This window comes from Streptomyces sp. A0958, from assembly GCF_004795035.1.
Lineage (GTDB): Bacteria > Actinomycetota > Actinomycetes > Streptomycetales > Streptomycetaceae > Streptomyces.
In genome coordinates this window covers 93,016-118,078 of record NZ_SSBK01000004.1, presented here as the reverse complement: position 1 = coordinate 118,078, position 25,063 = coordinate 93,016, and the positions used below count along the sequence as shown (strand labels likewise).

Here is a 25,063-nt window from a genome sequence, read left to right as displayed (position 1 = left end):
CAGCCGGCCGGGCGGGGCAGCAACCGCGGCCCACCGGCCGCAGCTCGTTCTCACCTTCGGAGCTGAATGATGAACGAAACCACGGGGCGCCGACGCGGCCGGGTGCGGGCCGCGGCCGCGGCGCTCTGCCTGCTCGCCGGGGCCCTGAGCGCCGCCGCGGCGGGCGGTTCCCCCGCCGCCGCCCTCGCACCACCCATCACGATCACCGCGGACGACCTGTCCACCTGGCAGACCAACGGCATCGTCTGGTCGATGGCCGCGTCCGAGGACGGTGTGGTCTACACGGGCGGCACCTTCTCCACCGTACGGCCGCCGGGTGCCGCGTCCGGCACGTCCGAGCAGCCCGCGGTGAACTTCGCCGCGTTCGACGCCGCGACCGGTGCGCCCACCGACTGCTCCCTGTCGTTCACGCTCTCCTCCGGGACCGCGACCGTACGCTCCCTCGTCCTGTCGCCGGACGGCAAGACCCTGTACGCGGGCGGCCGGTTCGGGTCGGTGAACGGCGTCGGCGTCAGCAACATCGCGGCCATCGACACCGCCACCTGCACCCCGCGCCAGAACTTCAAGGTCGCCGTGTCCGCCACCGTGCGGGCGCTCGCGGTCACCGACGACACGGTGTACCTCGGGGGTGACTTCAACACCGTCGCGGGGCAGACCCGCAAGAAGTTCGCCGCCGTCACCACCGGCGCCGCGCTGAAGCCGTGGAAGGCCGACACCGACGAGGTGGGCCGGGCCGTCGAGGTCACACCGGACGGGCGGCACGTGGTGATCGGCGGGGACTTCTTCACCGTGAACAACACCACCACGCACGCGCTCGCCGTGGTGGACGCGACCACCGGCGCGCTCGCCAAGAGCTACCCGGGCTTCATCCCGAACGCCTCCACGGTGCAGGACCTCACCAGCGACGCCAAGCAGTTCTACACCGCCAACGAGGGCACGGGCGGTGGGGTGTTCGACGGCCGGATCGCACTCGACCTCACCACCTTCGACCAGGTGTGGCGCGACACCTGCCTGGGCGCGACGCAGGCCCTGCTCGTGCACAACGGGGTGCTGTACAGCGGCAGTCACGCGCACGACTGCGCGTCCATGGGCGAATTCCCCGACCAGCCGCGCAAGCACCTGCTGGCGCAGTCGGTCAACGACCCGAAGCTGCTGCCGTGGTTCCCCGACACCAACGACGGGATCGGGGAGCCGGTCGGTCCGCGCGTGATGGCGCAGACGGACAAGGGCGGCCACCACTACCTGTGGGTGGGCGGCGAGTTCACCACCGTCAACAGCAAGGCGCAGCAGGGGCTGACCCGGTTCGCCGACGGCCCCGACACGGGGGCCCCGTGGGTGCCGAACGTCAGCCTGTCCACGGTGGTCCCGGGCCGGGTGGACGTCGACTGGCAGACGAGCTTCGACACGGACGACGGCGTACTCACCTACCGCATCTACAAGGACGGGGCGAGCACCCCGGTCCACACCACGACGGGCTACTCCGTCTTCTGGGACCGTCCGCAGCTGCGGTGGACGGACACCGATGTCGCGCCCGGTGAGACGCACACGTACCGGATCAGCGCGAGCGACGGCATCAACACCAGCGCCAAGTCGCCCGCCGCGACGGCCGTCGTGACCTCGGCGGCCGAGGCGTACCCGGCGAGGGTCATCGCCGACGGGGCGTCGCTGTACTGGCGGTACGACGAGGGCACCTCGACGTTCGCCGCCGACACCACGGGCAACCTGGACAATGGTTTCCTGCGCAACGCCCCCTCCTACCGGCAGACGCCGGCGGCGGTCTCCGGGCCGTCGACCGCCATCGGTTTCAACGGCACCGACGAGTACGCGTACAGCAACAAGCGGCACGCGAAACCGGCGTCGTTCTCGGTGGAGACCTGGATCAAGACGACGACCACCCGGGGCGGGAAGATCATCGGGTTCGGCAACATGACCATGGAGAACAGCGCCCAGTACGACAAGCACGTCTACATGCTCAACAACGGACGGCTGACCTTCGGTGTCTACAGCGGCGGCACCCGGACCGTCTCCACGCCCGCGGCCTACAACGACGGCGCCTGGCACCACGTCGTGGCCACTCAGGGCTCCGGCGGGATCGCCCTGTACGTGGACGGGCAGCTGCGTGCCTCGAACCCGCTCTACACCAGCAACGAGGACTATCCGGGCTACTGGCGGGTCGGCGGGGACAGCCTCGCCAGCTGGCCGAACCGCCCCACGAGCAACTTCTTCGCCGGGCAGATCGACGAGACGGCGGTCTACCCGACCGCGCTGAGCAGCTCGAAGATCGCCGCCCACTACGCGCTGAGGACGGGTGGATGAGGTATCCGTTCCTGGCCGGTGCCGCCGTCGTCCTCGCGACGGCGGCGCTGGCCGCCTGCGGCTCGTCCGACGGCGGGGGCGGGACCGAGGAGGCGGCCGTCGCCGGTCCGGCCGCCGCCTCCGGGCCCGCGGCCACCTCGGAGCCCGGGGCCGGGCCGGAGGCGGGGCCGCAGGGCTCCGCGTCCGCCGGGCCGCGGGCCTCCCGCAGCAGTGAGCCGCCCAAGATCCCCAGCGACCGGCTGACGCCGGCCACCGGCACGTTCACGAGGAAACAGAAGGAGTACCTGGCCGACCGGGTGCCCGTGGGCATGGACCCGGCGGCGGTGCTGCAGACCGGGCAGGAGACCTGCGACCGGCTGACCTACCTGGTCAAGGTGGACCGGGACACGGCGGTCGGTGCCGTCGTGACGGGTGAGATCGCCGACGCGGAGCCCGCCGTCGCACACCTGTGCACCCAGCACGAGGGCCTGGTGGAACGCGCCTCGCACGGGTACGCCGACGGCATCCACCGAAGCGAGGGGCTGCGGCCCGGCCGCTACCGGAACGTCTCCCCCACCGCGAAGTGCACCTGGGAGGTCACCGGGACCGGCGGCAAGGTCCTGGTCTCCGGCTCCTCCGCCGACGGGAAGCGGACCACGATCACCATCCCGAAGGCGGCCCTCGCCTTCACCTCCACAGGCTGCTACGCCTGGCTGCCCGAAGGGGACAACGGATGAACAAGCTGCCGATAGCCGTGGCCATCCCCACGAAGAACGAGGGGCTCAACATCGCGGAGGCGGTGCGGTCGGTCATCGACCACTTCGAGGCGGTCGTCGTCGTCGACTCGCACAGCAGCGACGACACGGCGAAGATCGCCGCGGAGTGCGGCGCCGAGGTCGTCCTGTACACCTGGGACGGCGGCCACCCCCGGAAGAAGCAGTGGTGCCTGGACCATGTCCGCACCGACCTGGACTGGATTCTGCTGCTCGACGGGGACGAGCGGCTCAGCCCGGGGCTGCTGGCCGAGCTGCGGGAGGTCTTCGCCGATCCGGACACGCCGAAGCCCGCGGCGTACGACATACCGCTCGGGTACTGGTTCTCGGGGAAGCGGCTGCGGCACGGCTACACCATCCGCAAACGCTCGCTGACCGACCGCACCCGCAGCCACTACCCGGAGGTCGGCGATCTGGACGCTCCCGGGATCGGCGAGGTGGAGGGCCACTACCAGCCGGTCGCGCAGAGCACGGCGGCCCTGCGCCATCCGATCGAGCACCAGGACCTGGACCCGGTGACCGCCTGGTTCGAGCGGCACAACCGGTACTCGGACTGGGAGGCGTGGCTGGAGCACCATCCGCAGGTCAAGGAGCAGGTGCGCCGGGCCAAGTCCCGGCAGGGCCAGCTGTTCCACAAGGCGCCGTTCAAGCCGCTGGTGTCCTTCGTGTACATGTACGTGTACCGGCGGGGCTTCCTCGACGGGCGGGCGGGCTTCGACTTCGCCCTGGCGATGAGCTTCTACCGGTGGCAGATCGCGCTCAAGTCGCGGGAGGAACCATCTGCTTGAGGCGGCGCCCGGCTCTCCGGCGGACCACGTCCTCGTAGGTCCGCCGGAGGGTGTCCGTCACGACCTCGATGGTGAAGTGCTCGTTGACCAGGTCCCAGGCGGCCTGTCCGGCCTTCGCGTTGGCACCGGGCTCCAGCAGTTCCAGGACCGCCCGGGCGACCTTCCGGGCGTTGGCCCCGTCCTCGCCGACCCGGCTGTCGATCACCCGGCCCGCCCCGGCCCGCGCCACATCGGGGCCCAGGCCGCAGGTGCGGGTGATGACCGCCGGGGTGCCGACGGACATCGCTTCGAGGACGGAGACACCGAGAGGTTCCTCGATCGACGGCAGCACGTACACATCGGCCTGCCGCCCCGCCGCCAGCACCTCCTCGTGGCCGAGCGGCCCGACGTGGTCCAGCGAGCCCAGGACACCGAGCCTGCCGGCCAGTTCGAGCGTGCCGGGCAGGGCGCCGGTGTCGGGGCCGGCCAGGACGAAGCGAGCGTCCGGGTGCTCGGCGAGGACGGTGGGCATCGCCGCGACGAAGTCCTGCGGGCGCTTGCGCTCCTGGATGCGGGCGAGGAAGAGCACGGTCGGCGGGCGCCCGGGCTCACGGGCGGGCTTGAACTCCTGCGGGCGCACCCCGTTGACCAGGCGCACGGTCCGGGTGAGCGCCACGGGGGCGGCGACGGCGTTGACGTCGATCCGCTCGGCCTCGGTGAGGTGGAGCACCGCGTCGGCGCCGCGCAGGACCTTGCGCACGCCCAGCAGATCGGTCAGCTGGGCGGCCCGCTTCTCGGTGGGGTCCACCATGCCGTGGGTCTGCACGACCAGCGGTGTGCCGGAGGCCAGGGCGAGCAGGGCGGCGGGCAGGGTCACCAGGTCGCGCATCAGGTGGACGTGGACGAGGTCGGCGCCGCGCATCATGCGGCGCGCGGCCCTCAGCAGGGCCCCGGAGGTGATGCCGCTGACCTCGAACACCGGGAGCAGGTGGCGGGCGCGGAAGAGGTGGACGGGTACGCCCTCCACCTCGTCGGGCAGCGGGCCGTCGAAGCCGTCGCCCAAGGCCATGATCCTGGCGTCGTCGCCCCCGGCGCGCTGGACCTTGGAGAGGTTCAGGGCCACCCGGGTCGGACCGCCGAAGGCGTGGTCCGGGGTGTGCAGCGTGACGATGTGCAGGATCTTCACCAGGGTCCCCCTCGTCCGGCCCTGCACAGACTAGTCGTCAGATCTCCTCAAGTGTGGTGATTCGTTAAGGTGTTGACCGGCGGCACACTCGCTCGACGAACGGGGAACCGATGACGTCCGTGCACGAGGGGTCGCCGTCCGCGTCCGTACGGGAGAGCGGTCCGCGTCCTCCCGTCGAGCCGCCCGCCGCGCCGCTGTCCTGGGCGATGCTCTCGCGGGCGCTGGCCGTGCCGCTGATCCTGGGTCTGGTGTGCTTCCTTCCCGCACTGATCGCCGCCCAGCCCGGCACCGGGGTCCGGGACACCGCGTACTGGCTGCAACTCGTCCTGACGTGTTATGCCGGGGCCCGGCTCGCGACGATGATCCTGTCCACCCGCCGTCGGCTGCTCCAGGGCGTCTTCTGGATGTTCGTGTACATCGCGATGGGGGTGGCGCCGTTCGCCCAGGCGGTGATCGGTCAGACGCCGACGCCGGTGGTCGGCCCGCGCGCCGACCTGGTGACGGCGGTCGCGCTGGTACTGGTGGGGTGTGCCGCCTTCGACCTGGGGGCGCTGCTGGCGTCCCGGCGCCCGCTGCGGCGGCGGACCGCGCCGCGCGGTGGGGGTGGCGGTGGTGCCACCGCGCATCCGGTGCGGCTGCGGCTGCTGGTACTGGTCGCGTTCGCGGCGAGCGGGTACTACGTGCTGAAGCTCGGCGGGCCCGCCGTCTTCTTCTCCAGCAGACAGGAGATCAGCGCCTCGGTCGCCGAGAGCGGGGTGGCGTCGGGCGAGTCCAATGTGGGCTCGGCGTTCCTGAAGGGTTTCGGGACGGTGCCGGCCCTGCTGGCGCTGCTGTTCTACACCCGCCGTCTGGTGACCTCGCGCCGGGCGCGGCGCTCGCCGTCCACCGTGCTGGTCTGGTGCGCGCTCGCGCTCGTCAACCTGGTCGTGAACAACCCGGTCTCCAACGCCCGTTACTGGTTCCTGACGGTACTCGTCTCGCTGCTGTTCACGGCGTTCCCGAGCAGTGCGGCGATGTACCGGTCGGTGCTGGCGCTGGGGGTGATCGGCGCGCTGGTGCTGTTCCCGTACGCGGACCGGTTCCGTTACGACGACGACGGGTACCGGCCGGTCCAGTCGTCGTCCGTGTTCGAGCCGCTGGCCACCAAGGACTACGACCAGACGGTCATGTTCGCCAACACCATCACCTGGGTCGGCACCCGTGGGCACACCTACGGCCGGCAACTCGCCGGCTCCGCCTTCTTCTTCGTGCCCCGGGCGGTGTGGAGCGGCAAGCCGGAGGACACCGGGGTGCGCGTCGGGCAGTGGATGGGAATGAACATGACCAACCTCTCCGCGCCGCTGTGGACGGAGCTCTGGGTGGACTTCGGGGCGGCCGGTGTGATCGGCGGCCTGGCGCTGACGGGGTACGGGGCGGCGCGCACCGACCGGCGTTACGCGCGAGCGGTCTCCCGGGACGGTCCCGGGCCGGGCAGTGTGCTGGCGATCGCGGCGCCGCTGATCGCCGGGTACACCTTCATCCTGCTGCGCGGCCCGTTGTTGCAGGCGGCCGGGAAGCCGGCCGTCGCGGCCCTGTGCCTGGCGCTGGTCACGAGTTTCAGGTCCGGGCGGCGCCCGCACTGACGGCGGCCCGGGTCCCCGCACCGTCGCGGGCCAGCCGGGCGACCCGGGCCCAGGTGGCGACCGCCTTGCAGACGGACCCCAGGCACAGGCCCCAGGCGGCGCCCATCACCCCGCCGAGCAGGTAGCCCCCGGTGAGGAAGGCGACCGCGGCGAGCGAGAAGACCACCTGGATGGCGAGCGTGGTGCGCGGGTCGAGGAGCCGGAGGGCGAGCAGCCCGCAGGTGCCGACGGCCATCGCCGCGTACTGGCTGCCGGTGGCCGGGAGCAGCGCCGCCGCGGTGGGCCAGGTGGCGCCGAGCAGGTGGCGGCCGACGGAGCCGGGCAGCAGGGCCAGGACGGTGGCCCAGCCGGCCGCGGTCAGGGCCAGGACGGCGGCCAGCGCCGCGGAGGCGCGCACCCTGAGCCGGTCGGTGGCGAGCCGTCCGAGGAGCGGGGGCCCGAAGCCGGTGGCGGAGGTGAACAGCACGTTGAGCGGACCGAAGAGGGTGGTGGCGCCGCGCAGGGCACCGACGACGAGCGGGTTGCCGACGGCTCCGAGGCCGAGCACGGAGAGCTGGGAGGTGGCATTGCCGACGCCGAACTCGACGACGAACCGCCGGCCGAGGTGCCCCTTCCGCAGCAGCGGCCGCAGCGCCACCGGGCAGCCGGCGGTCCTGCGGTGCAGTGCGGCCGCCGACAGCAGGAACGCGGGCAGGGCGGAGAGCCCCCAGACGGCGATCAGCCGGGCGGCCGGCGCCCCGTGCGGCTGTACGGCCAGCGCGCCGATGACGCAGATCAGCCGGAGGGTGTCGGCGGCCAGGGCCAGGTGCTGGGCGTGCAGGGTGGCGAAGGCGTAGCGGGCGGTGTCCTGCCCGAGGACGACGGGCAGGACGAGCCCCAGCGCCATCAGCGCCTGTGCGGTGCCGCCGGGCAGCAGCGCGCAGACGGCGGCGAGCAGCCCGCCGAGGACGGTGGCGGCGAGCAGGGTGAACCCGGCGGCGGACCGGCAGGCGCCGCGGGTGTCCTCGCCGTCCCCCCGGCGCAGGACGAGCGGCTGGCCGGTGTAGGCGCCGGACACACCGAGCAGCACGGTGAAGAGGAGGTAGACGGCGGAGAAGCGGGCGAATCCGGCGACGGTGGAGAGCCGGGCGGCGACCACGAGGACCAGGATGTTGGTGAGGGCCGCCACCCCCTGGTCCGCGACCGAGCAGGCGATCGCGGTACGGGCCCTCATCTGCGGCCCGCGGCGCTGTTGCGGCCGGTGCCGCCGCGTCCGGGGCCGCCGTCCATGGTGCGCAGGCCCAGTGTCTCGGCGGGGTCGCCGGTGAGGCCCGGTCCGTCGGCCTCGCCGTACCGGCCCCGGTCGGCGTGGTCCGGCCCGGCCGGCCGCCGGACCCGGCGTGCGGCGGCATTGCGCCGGGCGCGCCGCTCCAGCCGGCCGTACCCGGGGTGGAGCAGGGTGCCGAGGACCGTGCCGCCCGCCGCGCCGATGATCTCGCGGATGCGTTCCAGGTCGCTGCGGTGCACCTCGCGCGGCTGGCAGACGACCACGACGCCTTCGACGCGGTCGATGAGCGCGACGGCGTCGGCGTACGAGAGGACGGGCGGGGCGAGCACGATGACGACCGCCCCGGGTCTGCCGCCCTCGGCGAGGATGCGGGTGACGGGCGCGGAGGTCAGTGCGCGCGGCACGTTGTCGGTGGGGCGGCCGGCGACCAGGGTGAAGGCGCCCGAGCCGGGCACGTCCACGTTGCCGCGGCTGTCGGCGGGCCAGTTCCGGTCCTCGTTGCCCGTCGCCCAGCGGGGGCCCCGGCCGGGGGCGGCGGCGCCGAGTTCGCCGGCCAGGGACGGGGTCCGCAGATCGGCCTCGACCAGCAGGACGTCCCGGCCCGTCTCGGCGAAGGCGGCGGCCAGGTTGACGGCGGCCGCCTTCGCCGTGTCGTTGTCGCCCCGGGGGGCGGTGACCAGGAGGCGGCGGCGTTCGGCGAAGGAGGGGTCGTACGCGAGTCGGAAGGCGACCGCCCGGTACTCCTCGGCGAGCCTGCTGCCGGGGCGCCCGATCGCGAGCAGGGTGCGGGCAGCCGCGCGCTCCCGGGGCAGGGTGCCGAGCAGCGGGGCCCCGAGCGAGCGGACGAGTTCCCTGGTGGAGCGGACGGCCGGGTCGAAGACGAGGCGCACCCACGACATCAGCAGGCCGAGGGCGAGTCCGACGACACCGCCGAGTCCGAGGAGCAGGGGCAGCCCCGCCCCGGTGGGGTGCAGCGGGGCGACGGGCTTCTTGTTGAGGTAGCCGGGTGTGGTGTCCAGGGCGCGCAGTTCGGAGATCTTCTGGTTGAGCGCGGAGATGGCGACGATCAGGTTGGCACGGGCGCTGGTGACGTCGTCGCCCCCGGTGCCGGTCTCCTGCGCGGCGAGCCGGTCGCGCTGTTCGGTGAGCGGCCCCAGCTGGGCGCGGTAGCCGTCGACCATGTTGTCGATGCTGTCCTCGGTGCGCTCCCTGCGGATCTCCAGGTAGGCCTCGGCGAGCGCCTGGGCCCTGGCCCTGGCCTGTTCGGGGGTGCGGCCGGTGTAGGAGAACTTGAGGACGAGGGTGTTGGGCGGGTTGGTGACCTGGAGCCCGGAGAGCAGTTTCCCGACCTCCACGGTGTCGCCCTGCTTGGTGAGGGTGCCGGCCGCCACGGTGCCCACGGCGTCGCTGACGGCGGTCTGGCGTTCGGAGCCGATGTTGATGCCCTTGTCGGCGGAGGCGCCGGCGGCGAAGGGGTCGGAGGTGGCGGAGCGCACGGACACCTCGCCGGTCGCGGCGTACGTGTCCTCACCGCTCAGGGCGAGCCAGGCACTGCCGAGCAGCCCCACGAGCACACCGATGACGAGGAGCGTCCGGTAGCGCAGGAGCTGGCGGAACTGGTCCCTGAGCAGCGCGGGTTCGTCCTGGTCGTCCAGCGCGCGGATCGGATGGGTCACGGGCGTGGTCTCCCTCGGTCGTCCTGAAGGGCCTCGGCGAGCAGGGCGTCGAAGCGGGCGAGCGCGGCCTCCCGGCCGAGGTGGCGTGCCACGTACCGCGGTCCGCGGGCGCCGAGTTCGTCGGCCTCGGCGGGTGACTCGACGAGCTTGCGGACCGCGCCGAGCACCGCCGCCGGGTCCTCGGGGGCGACGAGGAGCCCTGCCTTGGAGCGGCGCACCTCCTGGGCGGTGCCGCCCTCGTCGGCCACGGAGGCGACGACGGGGCGTCCCGAGACGAAGTACGAGGTCAGCTTGGAGGGCACACTCATGTCGAGCACCGAGGCGCGCTGGGTGACGGCGAGGACGTCGGCGGCGGCCAGGATGTCGGTGAACTCCTCGGCGTCGGCCGGCGGCAGGAAGTCGAGGTTGGGCAGCCCGGCCGCGCGGGCCCACAGGGTGGCGCGCTGGTTGCCGTCGCCCATCAGGACGACGCGGATCTCGGGGGCGAGCCGTGCCGCGTCGACCAGGACCTCCAGGCCCTGTTTGAGGCCCATGTTGCCGGAGTGCAGGACCACGGGCGTGCCCTCGCGCCAGCCGAGCCGGGCCCTGGTCGCGGCCCGGTCGGCCGAAGGCGCCCGCACGTGGCTCCAGTTGGGGACGAGGCGGATGCGCCCGGGGTCGACCCCGTAGGCGGTGACGCGGGGGACGAAGCTCTCGTGGATGACGCCGACGAGGGTGGCGGCGCCGAGTGCGTACCGCTCGGCACGGGAGGCGAGGGCCGCCGCCCGGCCGCCGCCCCGGATGCCGCTCTGGGCGGCGGCCGCGCCCATCAGGTCCTGGACGACGGGGACGTACGGCACCCGGTGGCGGCGGGCGAGGCGGGCACCGATGACACCGCCGGCGAGGCTCGGCATCTGGGAGACCACCGCGTTCGGCCGGACCCCGGGCGGTGCGAGGAGGCCGTGTGCGAGGACGCTCGCCTCGAACGCGGCCCTGCGTAACGCGCTCTGTCGCGGCGGCACGTAGTGGCGCCGCCGGTGGACCGTGACGCCGGCGCGGTGCTCCTCGGTCCGCCACACCCCCCGGTAGGGCTCCTCGGTCCGCCAGGACGGGTAGTGCGGCATGCCCGTCAGCACATGGGTCTCGGCAGCCGACGCGGCCCAGTGCTCGGCGAGCTGGGCGGCGTACGGGCCGATGCCGGTCAGCTCCGGCGCGTAGTTGGTGGAGACCACCAGCAGGCGGCGGTGCTCGAACGACCTGTGGTGCTCTTCGTCTGCCATCGGACGATCGCCCTTCCCCCCGGAGCCACCTGTGTTCCACCGAGGAACAGCCCCAAAAGTGAGCTTATCCGTTCACGAGATGAGCAAGTGGTCTTCACAGTAAGGTCGTTGCACCATCAACACCGATACCGATATCCCACCGGACCGGATGCCATGTCCGGAAACCTTCCGGTGGGCAGCGGACATCACGTTCGCCGTGGGGGGAGAGAACGGATGGTGCACAGGGTCGGCTACGCGCCGGGGGTCTACGACCTGTTCCACGTGGGTCACCTCAACATCCTTCGGCATGCCCGCAGCCAGTGCGACTACCTGGTGGCGGGGGTCGTCTCGGACGAGATGGCCGCGCTCGCCAAGGGACACCGGCCGGTGATCCCGCTGCCGGAGCGGCTGGAGATCGTGCGGAGCGTGCGATACGTGGACGCCGCGTTCGTCGAGACCGTCCCGGACAAGGTCGAGACGTGGCAGCAGGTCAGGTTCGACGTGATCTTCAAGGGGGACGACTGGCGGGACACGGACAAGGGCAGGCGGCTCGAACGGGACTTCGCCGAGGTGGGCGTGGAGGTCGTCTACTTCCCGTACACCGTGCACACGTCCAGCACCCAGCTGCGCCGGGCGCTGGACACACTGGTCAGTCCGCCCGGAGCGCTCTCAGCTCCCTGAACCACTTGCCGAGGAACAGCGCGAGGAACACCGCGTGCACGGCGGCGAGCACGGCGTATCCGATCCGGAAGGCCGTCTCGTCGCCGAGCAGCAGGAACACCAGGCAGAACACCCCGTAGTCGGCGGGCAGCAGCGCCACCGCCCGCAGCCGGGAGGCCGGCACGGAGCCGCCCTGGCCCTTCGGCGCGCCGCGGGCCGCCGCCGCCTTGCCGAGCTGTTCGCGCAGCAGTCCGGCGCAGAAGGTCAGCACGGCGACGAACAGGAAGCCGAGCGGCAGGAGCAGCCAGCCGTCGGACGGCAGCGCGAAGTACCGGTGGAACGAGATCAGCACGGTGGTGTGGACGAGGATCATCTTGGCGCAGTCGACGACGTGGTCCAGCCATTCGCCGTCGGGGCCGCCGCGTCCGGTCAGCCGGGCGAGCTGCCCGTCGGCCGAGTCGAGGGCGAAGCCCACGGCGAGCCCCAGGTAGACCAGCACGGCCGGCCAGGGGCCGGGGCGGACCAGCGCCACGCCCGCCAGCGCGGCGAAGGTGAACGCCGCACTGACGAGGGTGACTTGATTGGGCGTCATCCGGAGCCGGAACGCGGCGGCGGCGAAGAACCGCCCGGCAGGCCGGTTCACGTACCGCGAGTAGAGCGACACCCCCTTGGCCGGCTTCTGCGCCCCGCGCAGCTCGCGCAGTACCGTCGACGTGCTTTCCATACGCCCCCCAGCGTGTCGGCGTTCCCCACCGCTCCGGCGCTGGGCCCCGCCCACCACCGGAGCCGCATCATGGCACGGGCCGGGCCCTCGCGCGGGCGGGATCGCCCCACCGGCCGGGCGTACGGGGGCAGTTGGCCGGAAGACGCCGCACGCCGGGCCTCCCCCGGCGCGCGAGGGGGGCGGTCAGGCGGAGGCGGTCCGGCACTCCGGGTGGCCCCAGCCGTGGTCGTTCTTCGCGATCATTTCCTTGGCGGCGTACGGCTTTCCGCAGTGGCACCGGCCGGCGAACCTGGCTCGGATGGTGGCACCCGAGCGCCCCGCACCCCCGGCCTTCTTCGCCGTGCTCCCGCTCTTCGTCACCGCCGCGCCGGCCCGCCGGCCCTCGGTGGCGCGGGAGGGCGCGGGGACGGGCGTGGCCGAGCCGTGCGAGGTACCGGCGGCGCGCTGGGTGACGGCGGCCTCGCTGGCAGCCTGGTCGGCGAGGGCGTTCAGCGGGTCGCCGTCCACCTGGTGGGCCGGCACATGGACGAACCGCACGGTCCGTTCGCCGAGGAGTTCGTCGATGCGGGTCACCAGTTCGCGGTTGGCGACGGGTTTTCCGGCCGAGGTCTTCCAGCCGTTGCGCTTCCAGCCGGGCAGCCACTTGGTGACCGCGTTCATCGCGTACTGCGAGTCCATCCGTACTTCGAGCGACACGGCGGTGCCGACCGACTCCAGCAGTTCCCGCAGGGCGGTGAGCTCGGCGACGTTGTTCGTGGCGGTGCCGAGCGGCCCCGCCTCCCACCGCTGTGGTCCGCCCTCGGCGTCGGCCACCACATAGCCCCAGGCGGCGGGCCCCGGATTACCCTTCGACGCCCCGTCACACGCGGCGATCATGCGCTCGTTCATACCCTCGATCATGCCAGCGCCCGGGCCCGGCTCCCCCACCCTCCCCCACCTGCAGCCATCACGGTGCGTGATGCTTCGGCGTGCGTTGGTCACGGGGCGCTGCTTCTCTGAAGGAGCCCGCTCTTCCCTACCGTCCCCAAGGAGTGACGATGAGCGTTGCACGAGAGAACGACCGAGCCCAGCAGATGCGCGAGAAGGCCCGGCACATGGCCGAGGCCGCGGAGCGCACCAGCGACCCGGAGCAGCGTCGCCGGCTCCAGGAGAAGGCCCGGAAACTGCGGGAGCAGAGCGAGCAGCAGGACGGCCGGGAGAACAGCGGCCTCCCCGTGTAGCGGTACCGCACACAGACCGGTGGACTGTCACTCTTCCATGAGTGGGTGGCGGTCCACCGACGCGTTTCCCGAGGCGGCCCGGCCCCTCACCGGATGGTTGGTCATCCCGCCTACGATGGCTGCGCGCGCGAGCGCCCCGTCGGCACGCAGGCCGCACGGGAGCACGGCGGAGAAGTGAGGGGCCTGTCATGAACAGCCAACGTGTCACCGTGGTCGCGGGCGGCAGCCGCGGCATCGGTGCGGCGGTCTGCGTACGGCTGGCGGACGAGGGCCATGACATCGCGCTGGCCTACCACTCGGACTCGGCGGCCGCGGAGTCCGTCGCCGAGGCGGTACGCGCGACCGGCCGGCGTTGCGTGACGGTCCGGGCGGACACGGCCGACGAGGCGGATGTCGACCGCCTCTTCGACACCGCCGCCGCCGAGCTGGGCCCGGTCACCGGCCTGGTCAACAACGCGGGCATGAGCGGCCCGGTGGGCCCGCTGGCCGACGCCGACGCGGCCGGGATGCGGCGCGCCCTGGAGGTCAACGTCCTCGGGTACCTGCTCTGCGCGCGGCGCGCGGTGCGCGACATGACACGTACGGGCGGCGGGGCGGTCGTGAACGTGTCCTCGGCTGCCGCCACGTTGGGCAGCCCCGGCGAGTACGTGCACTACGCCGCCGCCAAGGGGGCCGTCGACACGATGACCGTCGGCCTGTCCAAGGAGGTCGGGCCGGCCGGCATCCGCGTCAACGCCGTGGCCCCCGGCGTGATCCGCACCGAATTCCACGCGGACCCCGAGCGCCCCGACAAGCTCGGCCCCGGCATCCCCCTGGGCCGCCCGGGCCGACCCGAGGAGATCGCGGGCGCCGTCGCCTGGCTGCTCTCGGACGACGCGTCGTACGCCACCGGAACGGTACTGCGGGTGGCGGGCGGACGCTGAGCCACGGCCGGCGCCGGTACGGTGCTCCGGTGACCGCCCCGGATGCGCTCCCCCTCCTCTTCCTCGACGTCGACGGCCCCCTCATCCCGTTCGGTCCGCGCACCGGCGGCCACCGGACGTACCCGCAGGCCCCGCTCCCGCCCGGGGCGGGCACACACCCCCTGCTGGCCCGGATCGATCCGGCCCTCGGGCCACGGCTCGCCGCGCTGCCCTGCGAGCTGGTCTGGGCGACGACGTGGGCGGGCGAGGCCAACACGGTCGTCGCGCCCCGGCTCGGACTCCGGGACCTCGATGTGATCGCCTGGCCCGAGTCACCCGAGCAGGAGGAACGGGATGCTCGGGCGGGGCTGCACTGGAAGACGCGCACGCTGGTGGACCGGGCGGCCGGGCGGGCCTTCGTCTGGGTCGACGACGAGATCAGCGCGACGGACCGGCGCTGGGTGGGCGCCCGTCACACGGGACCGGCCCTGTTGCACCGCGTCGATCCCGCCGTCGGCCTGACCGGCGCGGACCTCCAGCTGATCGACGCTTGGCTGCGGACGGCGTAAGGCCTCCGTCAGGTCGGGGTCGTGGCGCGCGCCAGCAGGAGTGTGACGTCGGCCAGTGCGACAAGGGCGGCGGCGGCCAGGGGGGCCTTGCGCCACCGGCGGGCGAGGAGGAGGCCCGCTGGCGCCGCCGGGAGCGCGATGGCGAGTGTCAGCGTTCCCCAGGGGCCGGGCGGTCCCGGCGGACCGAGGGCGAGGGTCGCCGAGGCGGCCACGAGGGGTACGGGGAGCAGCAGCCGGGTGGCGGTGGGGCCGAGGCGTTGCGGCAGGCCGTGCACGCCGTTGCGCAGGTCGTCCTCGATGTCGGGGAGGACGTCGGCCAGGTGGGCGGCCAGGCCGAGCAGCGCGCCGGCGGTCACCAGCCACCAGGCGGGGCCCGGGCCATCGGGGACGGTCAGTGCGGCCAGGGCGGGAAGGGCGGCGAAGCCGATCGCGTACGGCAGCCAGGACAGGACCGTGGCCTTGACCTTCAGGTTGTACGACCAGGCGGCGGCCACCGCCGCCAGGTGCACGGTTCCGGCGAGCGGGCCGCAGGCCAGGGAGAGGGGGACGCACAGCAGGGCCGCGGTGAACGCCGCCGCCCACACCGTCCGCCGGCTCACCGACCCGTCGGCCACCGGCTTGCCGCTCCGGCCGGCCGCGGCGTCCCGCCGGGCGTCGAACGCGTCGTTGGACCAGCCCACCGACAGCTGGCCGCTCAGCACCGCCGCGACGAGGAGGGCGCGGCGCGCGCCGACCAGTCCCGCCCCCGTGGCGAGGACAGCCGCGATCACGGTCACCGCGGCCGCCGGGCCCGGGTGGCACGAGCGGGCCAGCGCGACCGTGCGCGGGAACGGCCACGCGGACGCGGCACAGGTGCGCGGGGGGTCCGGGGTACCCATGCCGTGATCGTAGGCATCCGGAGCGGCCGGGATTGACACCCGCACGGGTTGTTTGCGGTGAATCATCCCCCTCGTGGGGCAGGGATGAGCGCATGACGCCTCCTCAGCGGGACCTTGGATGACCCGCATCGCAGCCGTTCACGGCACTCCGGCCCCGTACCGCCACACCCAGCGGGAGGTCACCGACATGGTGGCCCGCACCTGTCTGCCGCCGGGTGCCGACCGGCGTGTCCTGGACCGGCTGCACGCGAACGCACGGGTGCGCACCCGGAACATGGTGCTGCCCCTGGAGCGGTACGGGGAGCTGGACGGCTTCGGGGATGCCAACGACGTGTTCATCGGCGCGGCGGTGGAGCTGGGCGCCGAAGCGCTGCGCGGGGCGCTGCGGACGGCGGGGCTGCGCCCCGAGGACGTGGACCTGCTGATGTTCACGTCCGTCACGGGCGTGGCGGCGCCCTCGGTGGACGCCCGGCTCGTCGGGCGGCTGGGGCTGCGCCCCGATGTGAAGCGGCTGCCGGTGTTCGGGCTCGGCTGTGTGGCCGGGGCGGCCGGGGTGGCCCGGCTGCACGACTACCTCCTCGGCCGGCCCGACGACGTGGCGGTGCTGCTCTCGGTCGAACTGTGCTCGCTCACCTTCCAGCGGCAGGACGCGACGCCCGCGAATCTGGTGGCGACCGCGCTGTTCGGTGACGGGGCGGCGGCCGTCGTCGCGCTCGGCGCGGGCCGGGGACCCGGCGAGGGGCCCGAGGTGGTGGCCACGCGCAGCCGCATGTATCCGGACACCGGGCACGTGATGGGCTGGGACATCCGCGATACGGGCTTCAAGGTGCTGCTCGACCCGGGTGTGCCGGACGTGGTGCGCCGCTATCTGGCGGACGATGTGCACGGCTTCCTGGAGGAGCACGGGCTCAAGCCGAAGGACGTGGCGCACTGGGTGTGCCACCCGGGCGGGCCGAAGGTCCTGGAGGCCGTGTCCGATGTCCTCTCGCTCCCCGAGGGCGCGCTCGACGTCACCTGGCGGTCGCTGGCCGAGGTGGGCAACCTGTCCTCGTCCTCGGTGCTGCACGTGCTGCGCGACACCCTGGAGCAGCGCCGCCCGGAGCGCGGCTCGCCGGGTCTGCTGATGGCGATGGGCCCGGGATTCTGCTGCGAACTGGTGCTGCTGCGCTGGTAGGTCGGAGGACACATGATCTGGTACGCCGCGCTGGTGCTGGCCGTGGCCGGTGAGCGCGTCGCGGAACTCGCCGTCGCCGTGCGCCACACCCGCTGGGCGCGGGCCGGGGGCGGCGTCGAGTCCGGCCGGGGCCACTATCCGGCGATGGTCGCGCTGCACACGGCGCTGCTCGCCGGCTGTCTGGTGGAGGCGGGGGCGGCGGGCCGGCCGTTCGTGCCGCTGCTCGGCTGGGCGATGGTGGCGGTGGTCCTGGCCGCGCAGGCGTTGCGCTGGTGGTGCATCCGTACGCTCGGGCCCCGCTGGAACACCCGCGTCATCGTCGTCCCGGGGTTGCCACTGGTGACGGGCGGCCCGTACCGCCTGCTGCGCCACCCGAACTACGTGGCCGTCGCGGCGGAGGGGATCGCGCTGCCCCTGGTCCACGGCGCGTGGGTGACGGCCGTGGGGTTCACGGTGCTCAACACCGTCCTGATGGCCGTGCGGGTGCGGTGCGAGGAGGCGGCGCTCGCCTCCGCGTCCCCGGCGGGCGCGCCGGCATGATCGACCTGCTGGTCGCGGGTGGCGGCCCGGCGGGGCTGACGGCGGCGATCCGGGCCGCCGGGCTCGGCATGGAGACGGTGGTCGTTGAGCCGAGGACCGCTCCCATCGACAAGGCGTGCGGTGAGGGCATCATGCCCAGTGGTGTGGCGGCGCTGAAGGCCCTGGGGGTCTCGGTGGCGGGGCATCGGCTGCACGGCATCCGGTATGTGGAGGGGCCCCGCAGCGCGGTGGCCCCGTTCCGGGGCGGGGCGGGGCTCGGGGTCAGGCGCACCGCACTGCACAGCGCGCTGCACCAACGGGCCCTGGAGCTCGGCGTCCGGATCGTCCCCGGCAAGGTCTCCGGTGTGCGGCAGGGCCGGGACCGGGTGGACGCGGGCGGGCTGACGGCCCGCTGGCTGATCGCCGCCGACGGACTGCACTCGCCGCTGCGCCGGGAGCTGGGGCTCGACGGGCCCGCCACGCAGGTGCGCCGGTACGGGCTGCGGCGCCACTACCGTGTCGCCCCGTGGACCGGGTTCGTGGAGGTCCATTGGTCCCGGCACGGCGAGGCGTACGTGACACCGCTCGGGGACGGTTCGGTGGGGGTGGCCGTGCTCAGCCGCGAGCGCCTGCCGTACGCGGGCCACCTGGCCGCTTTCCCCCGCCTGGCCGCCTCCCTGCTCGGCCGGGAAGCCGGTCCCGTACGCGGTGCCGGGCCGCTGCGCCAGCGGGCGCGGGCGCGGCGGGCCGGGCGGGTGCTGCTGGTCGGGGACGCGGCGGGGTATCTGGACGCACTGACCGGTGAGGGGGTCGCGCTGGCCGTGGCGACGGCCGCCGCGGCGGTGGACGCGCTGGCCGCCGGCCGGCCGCAGGCGTACCCCGCCCACTGGCAGCGGCTGACCCTGCGCCACCGGTTGCTGACGGCGGGGCTGCTGGCGGCGGCCCGGCGCCCCGCCACGGCCCGGCTGATCGTGCCGGCCGCCCAGCGGGTACCGCGCGTTTTCGGTGCGGCGGTGCACGCGTTGCAGTAGAAGTAGGGGAGCGCCGGAGCCGTACCGGAGCAGGAAGGGATGGGCCATGTCAGCGCGACAGCAACCACGCACCGCGGCGGCGGTGTTCGACGCCCTCGGCACCGACTACGAGGAGGCGTTCGCCGGTTCGGCCGCGCACCGCGCCTCGCTGGAGCAGCTGCTGGAGGTCCTGCCCCCGCACGGCCGGGTGCTGGACATCGGCAGCGGCACGGGCCGGCCGACGGCCCTGACCCTCTCCGGTGCCGGCCACGCGGTGCTGGGTGTGGACGTTTCGCCGGTGATGGTGGACATCGCGTCCCGCCAGGTGCCGGGCGCCGAATTCCGCTGCGCCGACATCCGGGAACTCCCTCTGGAGGAGGGTGGTTTCGACGCCGTGTGCATGTACTTCGCCCTGCTGCAGATGTCGCGCGAGGAGCAGGCGGAGGTTTTGCACCTGGCCGCACGTGTACTGCGGTCCGGGGGTCATCTGGCCGTGGCGACGGTGCCGCTGGACGTGGAGGGCGTCAGTGGGACGTTCATGGGCCAGCCGGTGGAGGTGACCAGCTTCGGTGAGAACGAGTTCACGGCGCTGGTGGAGAAGGCCGGATTCACCGTCCAGTCGCGGGAGAGCAGCATGTTCGTCCCGGCCCTCCCGGCGGCCGTCCCCGAGCCCCAGATGTTCCTGCTCGCCCGGCGGCGCTGACAGCCGGAGAATCCCGTCGGCACCCCGGACCGCGCGGAACGGCGGGGGTGCCGTCCGGCGCCGACCGGCCCACAATGAGTTGTCCGGCGTGCCGTGGGTACCCGTTTGCGCGAGGCGGCCGATGCCCCGCCGCCTGCCCGCGGGGACGACGACGGAGGATCTTCATGACCGATCGCAGACCAGAGGGACCTGTCCACAGCGGCGCGTCCCCGAGCCCCCCGCCGGTGCCCGCCGACATGCCCGACCAGCAGGTGCAGGACGGCGAGGACCCCATGGACGTGCCGCCGCCGCCGTCCTCCGGCCCCGACGAGGACGACGCCCACGGGGCGCCCGACCCCGACGAGTCCGGGTCGGGGCGGGGCGCACCGCGCAATGCGGGGGTGCATCCCGAGCATCCGGTGCCGGACGAGTCCCCGGGCTGAGCCGTCCCGGTGAGCGGCGGGGCGGGCGCGTCCCGGACTGCGAAGATCCGCCGGCCGTTCGATCATGGTGGCTATGGCTCCCCACCCCCCGGACGCCGCCGCCGCGCCCCCGTCGATCGAACCGATGCTGGCCGTTCCAGGTCCCCTGCCCGTGCCCGACACGGGGTGGGCGTTCGAGGCCAAGTGGGACGGCGCCCGCTGCGTCGTCTCCACACCGGGCGACGGCACGTTGCGGCTGACCTCCCGTGCGCGCAACGACGTCACCCCCACCTATCCGGAGCTGCACGCCCTGGCCGACGTGCTGCGGGGGCACAGCGCCGTCCTGGACGGCGAGGTCGTGGCCCTGGACGCGTCGGGGCGGTCCGACTTCGGGCTGCTCCAGCGCCGGATGGGCGTCATGAACGCGCGGCGCGCCGCACGTCTGGCGCTGGACCTCCCCGCGCATCTGGTGGTGTTCGACGTGATGTTCCTCGACGGCCGCCCGCTGTCGGCCCTGACCTACGAGGAGCGCCGCGCGGCCCTGTCCGCTCTGCTGTCCGCCGGTCCGCACTGGTCGGTTCCGTCCTATGTGCACGGGCACGGTGCGAAGGCGTGGGAGACCGTCGTGCGCGGGGGCCTGGAGGGCGTGGTCGCCAAGCGGCTCTCCTCGCCGTACATGCCGGGTGTCCGTTCACCCGACTGGCGCAAGACGAAGCGGGTCGAGACGCTCGATGTGGTCATCGGCGGCTGGACCCAGCGCAAGGGGGCGCCCGCGGGTGTGCCGGGGGCGGTGCTGGTCGGTGTGGACGACCCGGCCGGTCTGCGGTACGCGGGGTCCGTCGGGTCGGGGATGTCCGACCGGGAGCTCGGTGAGCTCAGGTCGTATCTGCGGGTGATCGGCCGCCCGGAGTCGCCGTTCGCCGGCCCGGTCGATGTGGCCGCCGCGCACTGGGTGGAGCCGCGGCTGGTCGCGGAGGTCAGCGCGTCGCAGTGGACCGCCGCGGGGCGCCTGCGTCATCCGGTATGGCAGCGGCTGCGGCCGGATCTGACCCGGCTGGGCTGAGCGCGGCCCGCTCAGTGGGGCAGCGAGAGCCCCCGGGAGACACGCAGGGCGGCCGACAGCAGGCGCTCCCGGACGTGGGTGGTCCGGTACATCCGGTCCGACCGGAACGAGATGCCGAGGGAGCCGACCTGCTCGCCGTGGTAGACCGGCACCGCCACGCAGGTGGTGCCGCGGACGTACTCCTCGCGGTCCATGACGACGGGGGCGGGCAAGCCGTCGAGCTGCCCGATCAGCTCGTCCCGGTCCGTGATGGTCCGGGGAGTGAGCCCGGCCAGGGGGTGTCGGGAGAAGTAGTCGGCGCGTGCCTCCCCGTCCAGTTCGCGCAGGACGCTCTTGCCGAGGGCGGTGGCGTGCCCGGCCTCCTCGACGCCCACCCGGAAGTCCACCCGGGGGGTCTGCGCGCTGTCCACGATCTCCATGACCCGGATCTCGCCGTCCTCGTACAGCGTCAGGTAGGAGGCGGCCGACAGTTCGTCGCGCAGGGCGGTGAGGACGGGCCGGACGCGCGCCGGCAGCTCCTGGCCGCCGGCCCCGGTGATCTGGCCGGAGGCGGTGCCGGCGAGGACGAAGGTGTGGTCGGCCGGTTCCGTGAGATAGCCGTCCCGCACCAGCATGGGCAGCAGCGCGTCGGCCTCGGCCCGGGGGAGCCCCGCCTGCCGGGCCAGCTGCTCCGCGGTGGCCTCGCCCTCGTGCTCCCCGGCGGCCTCCAGCAGGCGGAGGGCGCGCCGGACCGCGGCGACGGGCTCGGAGCCGGCATGGTCGGCCATGACCCCAAGCATGGCCCCGGTCCCGGAAAGCCGCACCCGGGCAAGGTTTCCGGGACGTGACACAGGCCATCTTCTGTGCCCGCGATCTCCGGGGCAGTCTCCGGTACGGTGACGAACACTTCGGTCCCGGAGGGTAACGGAGCACCTCGCCACCGCCGTGCGGCCCTGCGGCGCGGCTCCGCGTGTCCCTGCCGTACCGCCCGTTCTTCCGTCCTTGACGCCACTCGCTCATGACACGACTGGGGAGTTTGATGTTCGACAAGGTATTGGTCGCCAACCGCGGGGAGATCGCGATCCGCGCGTTCCGCGCGGCGTTCGAGCTCGGCATCTCCACCGTGGCCGTGTACCCGCACGAGGACCGCAACTCCCTCCACCGGGCCAAGGCCGACGAGGCCTACCGGATCGGGGAGCCCGGGCACCCCGTACGGGCGTATCTGTCGGTGGAAGAGGTGATCGAGGCCGCCCGCAAGGCGGGGGCGGACGCGATCTACCCGGGTTACGGCTTCCTGTCGGAGAACCCGGAGCTGGCGGCGGCGTGCTCGCGGGCCGGCATCACCTTCGTCGGGCCGTCGGCGTCGGTGCTGAACCTGACGGGCAACAAGTCCCGTGCGGTGGCGGCGGCCCGGGAGGCCGGGGTACCGGTGTTGAAGTCGTCCGAGCCGTCCGAGGACGTGGACGTCCTCGTCGCGGCCTCCGAGGACATCGGCTTCCCCGTCTTCGTCAAGGCGGTCGCCGGTGGCGGCGGGCGCGGGATGCGCCGGGTGGCCGAGCCGGGGGAACTGCGCGAGGCGATCGACGCGGCGATGCGCGAGGCGCGGTCCGCGTTCGGTGACGCGACGGTCTTCCTCGAACAGGCGGTGATCAACCCCCGCCACATCGAGGTGCAGATCCTCGCCGACGCCGAGGGCAACGTCGTACACCTCTACGAGCGGGACTGTTCGCTCCAGCGCCGCCACCAGAAGGTGGTCGAGATCGCGCCGGCCCCGAATCTGGACCCGGCCCTGCGCGAGCGGATCTGTGCCGACGCGGTCGCCTTCGCCCGGCACATCGGGTACGTCAACGCGGGCACCGTCGAATTCCTCGTCGACGAGCGCGGCAACCACGTCTTCATCGAGATGAACCCGCGCATCCAGGTCGAGCACACGGTGACGGAGCAGGTCACCGGGCGCGACCTGGTCATCGCGCAGCTGCGCATCGCCGCCGGCATGACGCTGGCCCAGCTGCACCTCTCCCAGGACGACATCACCCTCAACGGCACCGCGATGCAGTGCCGCATCACGACGGAGGACCCGGCGAACGGGTTCCGCCCGGACACCGGCACGATCTCCGCCTACCGCTCCCCCGGCGGCCCCGGTGTCCGGCTGGACGGCGGCACCGTCCACACGGGTGCGGAGGTGTCCGCCCACTTCGACTCGATGCTGGTCAAGCTCACCTGCCACGGCCACGACTTCGCCAACGCGGCCCGCCGGGCGCGCCGGGCGATCGCCGAGTTCCGCATCCGCGGGGTGGCGACCAACCTGCCGTTCCTGGGGGCCGTGCTCGACCACCCGGACTTCCGGGCGGGGCGCATCACGACCAGCTTCATCGACGCCCATCCCGAGCTGATCCGGGCCCGCCCCTCAGCGGACCGCGGCAGCAGGATGCTCAGCTACCTGGCGCAGACCACGGTCAACCGGCCCTACGGCCCGCGCCCCTCGGTCATCGACCCGGCCGACAAGCTGCCCGCCCTGCCGCCGGGCACGCCGCCGCCCGGTTCGCGCCAGCGCCTCGCGGAGCTGGGGCCGGAGGCGTTCGCCGCGGAACTGCGGGCCCAGTCGGCCGTCGCCGTCACCGACACCACGTTCCGCGACGCCCATCAGTCCCTGCTCGCCACCCGGGTCCGCACCCGCGACCTGCTGACCGTCGCGCCGCACGTCGCGCACACCGTCCCGCAGCTGCTGAGCCTGGAGTGCTGGGGCGGCGCCACCTACGACGTGGCGCTGCGCTTCCTCGCCGAGGACCCGTGGGAGCGGCTGGTCAAGATCCGCGAGGCGGTGCCCAACATCTGTACGCAGATGCTGCTGCGCGGCCGCAACACGGTCGGCTACACGCCCTACCCGACCGAGGTCACCGAGACGTTCGTCTCCGAGGCGGCCTCGGCCGGGATGGACATCTTCCGGATCTTCGACGCCCTCAACGACGTGTCGCAGATGCGTCCGGCGATCGACGCGGTACGCGCCACCGGCACCTCGCTCGCCGAGGTGGCCCTGTGCTACACGGCCGACCTGTCGGACCCCGGCGAGACGCTGTACACGCTGGACTACTACCTGCGGCTCGCCGAGCAGATCGTGGAGGCGGGTGCCCATGTGCTCGCCATCAAGGACATGGCCGGGCTGCTGCGTCCGCCCGCCGCGCGCACCCTGGTGACCGCGCTGCGCGAGCGGTTCGACCTGCCGGTCCACCTGCACACCCATGACACGGCCGGTGGCCAGCTGGGCACGCTGATCGCGGCCATCGACGCCGGGGTGGACGCGGTGGACGCGGCCGTCGCGTCGATGGCCGGCACCACCAGCCAGCCCCCGCTGTCCGCGCTGGTGGCCGCCACCGACCACACGGAGCGCGCGACGGGCCTCTCGCTCCAGGCGGTCGCCGACCTGGAGCCGTACTGGGAGGCGACCCGCAAGGTGTACGCCCCCTTCGAGTCGGGGCTCGCCTCACCGACCGGCCGGATCTACCACCACGAGATCCCGGGCGGCCAGCTGTCCAACCTGCGGCAGCAGGCCATCGCCCTCGGCCTGGGCGACCGCTTCGAGCTCATCGAGGACTGCTACGCGGCGGCCGACCGCATGCTGGGCCGGCTGGTGAAGGTGACGCCGTCCTCGAAGGTGGTGGGCGACCTGGCGCTGCACCTGGTCGGTGCGGGCGTCGGGGCGGCGGACTTCGAGTCCGACCCGGGCAAGTTCGACGTACCGGACTCGGTGATCGGGTTCCTCCGCGGTGAGCTGGGCGACCCGCCCGGCGGCTGGCCCGAGCCGTTCCGCACCCGGGCTCTGCGGGGCCGTCCGGAGAAGGCGCGGACGCCGCACCTGTCGGAGGAGGACCGCGAGGCGCTGCGCGAGTCGCCGCGCGCGACCCTGAACCGGCTGCTGTTCCCCGGCCCGACCAAGGAGTTCGACGCCCACCGGGAGGCGTACGGCGACACCTCGGTCCTGCCGACGCCGGACTTCCTGTACGGGCTGGAGACGGAGACCGAGCACACCGTCACGCTGGATCGCGGGGTCACGCTGCTGATCGAGCTGGAGGCCGTCTCCGAGCCGGACGAGCGCGGGTTCCGCAGCGTACTGGCCACGCTCAACGGGCAGTTGAGGCCGGTGTCGGTCCGCGACAAGTCGGTGGCGACCGAGGTGAAGGCGGCGGAGAAGGCGGACCGCGGCAACGCGGGTCATGTCGCCGCTCCGTTCGCCGGGGTGGTCACGCTCCAGGTGGAGGAGGGCGTCTCGGTGTCGGCGGGTCAGACCGTCGCCACGATCGAGGCGATGAAGATGGAGGCGTCGATCACCGCCCAGTCCGCCGGTGCGGTGCGCCGCCTCGCCATCGGACGGGTCCAGCAGGTCGAGGCGGGCGACCTGCTCATCGAGATCGGCTGAACACCCTGCCGGGTTCCGCCCGG

23 protein-coding genes are annotated in these 25,063 nt (G+C 73.4%); 15 read left to right on the top strand and 8 right to left on the bottom strand.

All coding sequences use genetic code 11. The annotated features are described in order from the left end of the window. Positions 1 to 66: 66 nt before the first annotated feature. From E6P78_RS05770 to E6P78_RS05760, 3 genes are read left to right on the top strand one after another with little or no spacing between them, the layout of a single operon-like run. Complete coding sequence (locus E6P78_RS05770) at positions 67 to 2,316, top strand: LamG domain-containing protein (RefSeq protein WP_136202403.1); 2,250 nt, start codon at positions 67 to 69, stop codon at positions 2,314 to 2,316. Next, positions 2,313 to 3,032 carry a hypothetical protein gene (locus tag E6P78_RS05765; RefSeq protein ID WP_136202402.1) on the top strand — a complete coding sequence of 240 codons (720 nt, stop codon included), beginning with the start codon at positions 2,313 to 2,315 and terminating at the stop codon, positions 3,030 to 3,032. Before E6P78_RS05770 ends, E6P78_RS05765 begins: the two co-directional genes overlap by 4 nt. Next, positions 3,029 to 3,856: a glycosyltransferase family 2 protein gene (locus E6P78_RS05760; RefSeq protein ID WP_136202401.1), complete on the top strand. Its 828-nt coding sequence runs from the start codon at positions 3,029 to 3,031 to the stop codon at positions 3,854 to 3,856. The genes E6P78_RS05765 and E6P78_RS05760 overlap by 4 nt, the downstream gene beginning before the upstream one ends. Here the strand turns inward: E6P78_RS05760 and E6P78_RS05755 are convergent. Continuing rightward, a complete protein-coding gene (locus E6P78_RS05755) occupies positions 3,828 to 5,021 on the bottom strand; it encodes a glycosyltransferase (RefSeq protein WP_136202400.1) in 1,194 nt (397 codons plus the stop codon). The two genes, E6P78_RS05760 and E6P78_RS05755, sit on opposite strands and share 29 nt — an antisense overlap. A gap of 110 nt (positions 5,022 to 5,131) precedes the next feature. Between E6P78_RS05755 and E6P78_RS05750 the strand changes: the two genes are divergently transcribed. Beyond that, positions 5,132 to 6,643: a hypothetical protein gene (locus tag E6P78_RS05750; protein ID WP_136202399.1), complete on the top strand. Its 1,512-nt coding sequence runs from the start codon at positions 5,132 to 5,134 to the stop codon at positions 6,641 to 6,643. Here E6P78_RS05750 and E6P78_RS05745 read toward each other — a convergent pair. Genes E6P78_RS05745 through E6P78_RS05735 form a run of 3 tightly spaced genes read right to left on the bottom strand, consistent with a single transcriptional unit; the run spans position 6,618 to position 10,845 of the window. Continuing rightward, positions 6,618 to 7,856: a hypothetical protein gene (locus tag E6P78_RS05745; RefSeq protein WP_136202398.1), complete on the bottom strand. Its 1,239-nt coding sequence runs from the start codon at positions 7,854 to 7,856 to the stop codon at positions 6,618 to 6,620. The two genes, E6P78_RS05750 and E6P78_RS05745, sit on opposite strands and share 26 nt — an antisense overlap. Continuing rightward, on the bottom strand, positions 7,853 to 9,586 hold the full coding sequence (locus E6P78_RS05740) for a CpsD/CapB family tyrosine-protein kinase (protein WP_136202397.1): 1,734 nt from the start codon (positions 9,584 to 9,586) through the stop codon (positions 7,853 to 7,855). Before E6P78_RS05740 ends, E6P78_RS05745 begins: the two co-directional genes overlap by 4 nt. Next, a complete protein-coding gene (locus E6P78_RS05735) occupies positions 9,583 to 10,845 on the bottom strand; it encodes a glycosyltransferase (protein WP_136202396.1) in 1,263 nt (420 codons plus the stop codon). Before E6P78_RS05735 ends, E6P78_RS05740 begins: the two co-directional genes overlap by 4 nt. A gap of 213 nt (positions 10,846 to 11,058) precedes the next feature. On the opposite strand from E6P78_RS05735, the gene E6P78_RS05730 reads away from it, so the two are divergent. Next, positions 11,059 to 11,505, top strand: coding sequence for an adenylyltransferase/cytidyltransferase family protein (locus E6P78_RS05730; RefSeq protein WP_136202395.1), 447 nt, complete (start codon positions 11,059 to 11,061; stop codon positions 11,503 to 11,505). Here E6P78_RS05730 and E6P78_RS05725 read toward each other — a convergent pair. Beyond that, the gene (locus E6P78_RS05725; protein WP_136202394.1) at positions 11,474 to 12,208 is read right to left on the bottom strand and encodes a CDP-alcohol phosphatidyltransferase family protein; all 735 of its coding nucleotides are present in this window, start codon (positions 12,206 to 12,208) and stop codon (positions 11,474 to 11,476) included. The two genes, E6P78_RS05730 and E6P78_RS05725, sit on opposite strands and share 32 nt — an antisense overlap. A 183-nt stretch (positions 12,209 to 12,391) precedes the next feature. Continuing rightward, on the bottom strand, positions 12,392 to 13,096 hold the full coding sequence (locus E6P78_RS05720; protein WP_136202393.1) for a ribonuclease H: 705 nt from the start codon (positions 13,094 to 13,096) through the stop codon (positions 12,392 to 12,394). Between the two features lie 149 nt (positions 13,097 to 13,245). On the opposite strand from E6P78_RS05720, the gene E6P78_RS05715 reads away from it, so the two are divergent. The 3 genes from E6P78_RS05715 to E6P78_RS05705 all read left to right on the top strand — a co-directional run bounded on the left by E6P78_RS05715 (position 13,246) and on the right by E6P78_RS05705 (position 14,899). Next, complete coding sequence (locus E6P78_RS05715) at positions 13,246 to 13,428, top strand: DUF6381 family protein (protein ID WP_168712568.1); 183 nt, start codon at positions 13,246 to 13,248, stop codon at positions 13,426 to 13,428. A gap of 188 nt (positions 13,429 to 13,616) precedes the next feature. Then, positions 13,617 to 14,351: an SDR family oxidoreductase gene (locus E6P78_RS05710; protein ID WP_136202392.1), complete on the top strand. Its 735-nt coding sequence runs from the start codon at positions 13,617 to 13,619 to the stop codon at positions 14,349 to 14,351. Between the two features lie 29 nt (positions 14,352 to 14,380). Next, positions 14,381 to 14,899, top strand: a complete 519-nt coding sequence (locus tag E6P78_RS05705; RefSeq protein WP_136202391.1) for an HAD domain-containing protein — start codon at positions 14,381 to 14,383, stop codon at positions 14,897 to 14,899. A gap of 8 nt (positions 14,900 to 14,907) precedes the next feature. Here the strand turns inward: E6P78_RS05705 and E6P78_RS05700 are convergent, their stop codons facing one another. Further along, complete coding sequence (locus E6P78_RS05700; protein ID WP_136202390.1) at positions 14,908 to 15,777, bottom strand: UbiA family prenyltransferase; 870 nt, start codon at positions 15,775 to 15,777, stop codon at positions 14,908 to 14,910. 118 nt (positions 15,778 to 15,895) lie between these two features. Between E6P78_RS05700 and E6P78_RS05695 the strand changes: the two genes are divergently transcribed. The 6 genes from E6P78_RS05695 to ligD all read left to right on the top strand — a co-directional run bounded on the left by E6P78_RS05695 (position 15,896) and on the right by ligD (position 20,647). Then, positions 15,896 to 16,951 carry a 3-oxoacyl-[acyl-carrier-protein] synthase III C-terminal domain-containing protein gene (locus E6P78_RS05695; protein ID WP_136202389.1) on the top strand — a complete coding sequence of 352 codons (1,056 nt, stop codon included), beginning with the start codon at positions 15,896 to 15,898 and terminating at the stop codon, positions 16,949 to 16,951. Positions 16,952 to 16,963: 12 nt separating this feature from the next. Further along, the gene (locus E6P78_RS05690) at positions 16,964 to 17,491 is read left to right on the top strand and encodes an isoprenylcysteine carboxyl methyltransferase family protein (RefSeq protein WP_136202388.1); all 528 of its coding nucleotides are present in this window, start codon (positions 16,964 to 16,966) and stop codon (positions 17,489 to 17,491) included. Further along, positions 17,488 to 18,501, top strand: a complete 1,014-nt coding sequence (locus E6P78_RS05685; protein ID WP_136202387.1) for an NAD(P)/FAD-dependent oxidoreductase — start codon at positions 17,488 to 17,490, stop codon at positions 18,499 to 18,501. Before E6P78_RS05690 ends, E6P78_RS05685 begins: the two co-directional genes overlap by 4 nt. Before the next feature lie 46 nt (positions 18,502 to 18,547). Continuing rightward, complete coding sequence (locus E6P78_RS05680) at positions 18,548 to 19,183, top strand: class I SAM-dependent methyltransferase (RefSeq protein WP_206307731.1); 636 nt, start codon at positions 18,548 to 18,550, stop codon at positions 19,181 to 19,183. A gap of 164 nt (positions 19,184 to 19,347) precedes the next feature. Beyond that, positions 19,348 to 19,605 carry a hypothetical protein gene (locus E6P78_RS05675; RefSeq protein ID WP_168712567.1) on the top strand — a complete coding sequence of 86 codons (258 nt, stop codon included), beginning with the start codon at positions 19,348 to 19,350 and terminating at the stop codon, positions 19,603 to 19,605. 73 nt (positions 19,606 to 19,678) lie between these two features. Next, on the top strand, positions 19,679 to 20,647 hold the full coding sequence (gene ligD, locus E6P78_RS05670; protein WP_136202386.1) for a non-homologous end-joining DNA ligase: 969 nt from the start codon (positions 19,679 to 19,681) through the stop codon (positions 20,645 to 20,647). Positions 20,648 to 20,658: 11 nt separating this feature from the next. On the opposite strand, the gene E6P78_RS05665 is transcribed toward ligD, so the two are convergent. After that, positions 20,659 to 21,414, bottom strand: coding sequence for an IclR family transcriptional regulator C-terminal domain-containing protein (locus E6P78_RS05665; protein ID WP_206307730.1), 756 nt, complete (start codon positions 21,412 to 21,414; stop codon positions 20,659 to 20,661). A 251-nt stretch (positions 21,415 to 21,665) separates the two neighbouring features. Between E6P78_RS05665 and E6P78_RS05660 the strand changes: the two genes are divergently transcribed. Next, complete coding sequence (locus tag E6P78_RS05660) at positions 21,666 to 25,040, top strand: pyruvate carboxylase (protein WP_136202384.1); 3,375 nt, start codon at positions 21,666 to 21,668, stop codon at positions 25,038 to 25,040. The last annotated feature ends 23 nt before the right edge of the window (positions 25,041 to 25,063 follow it).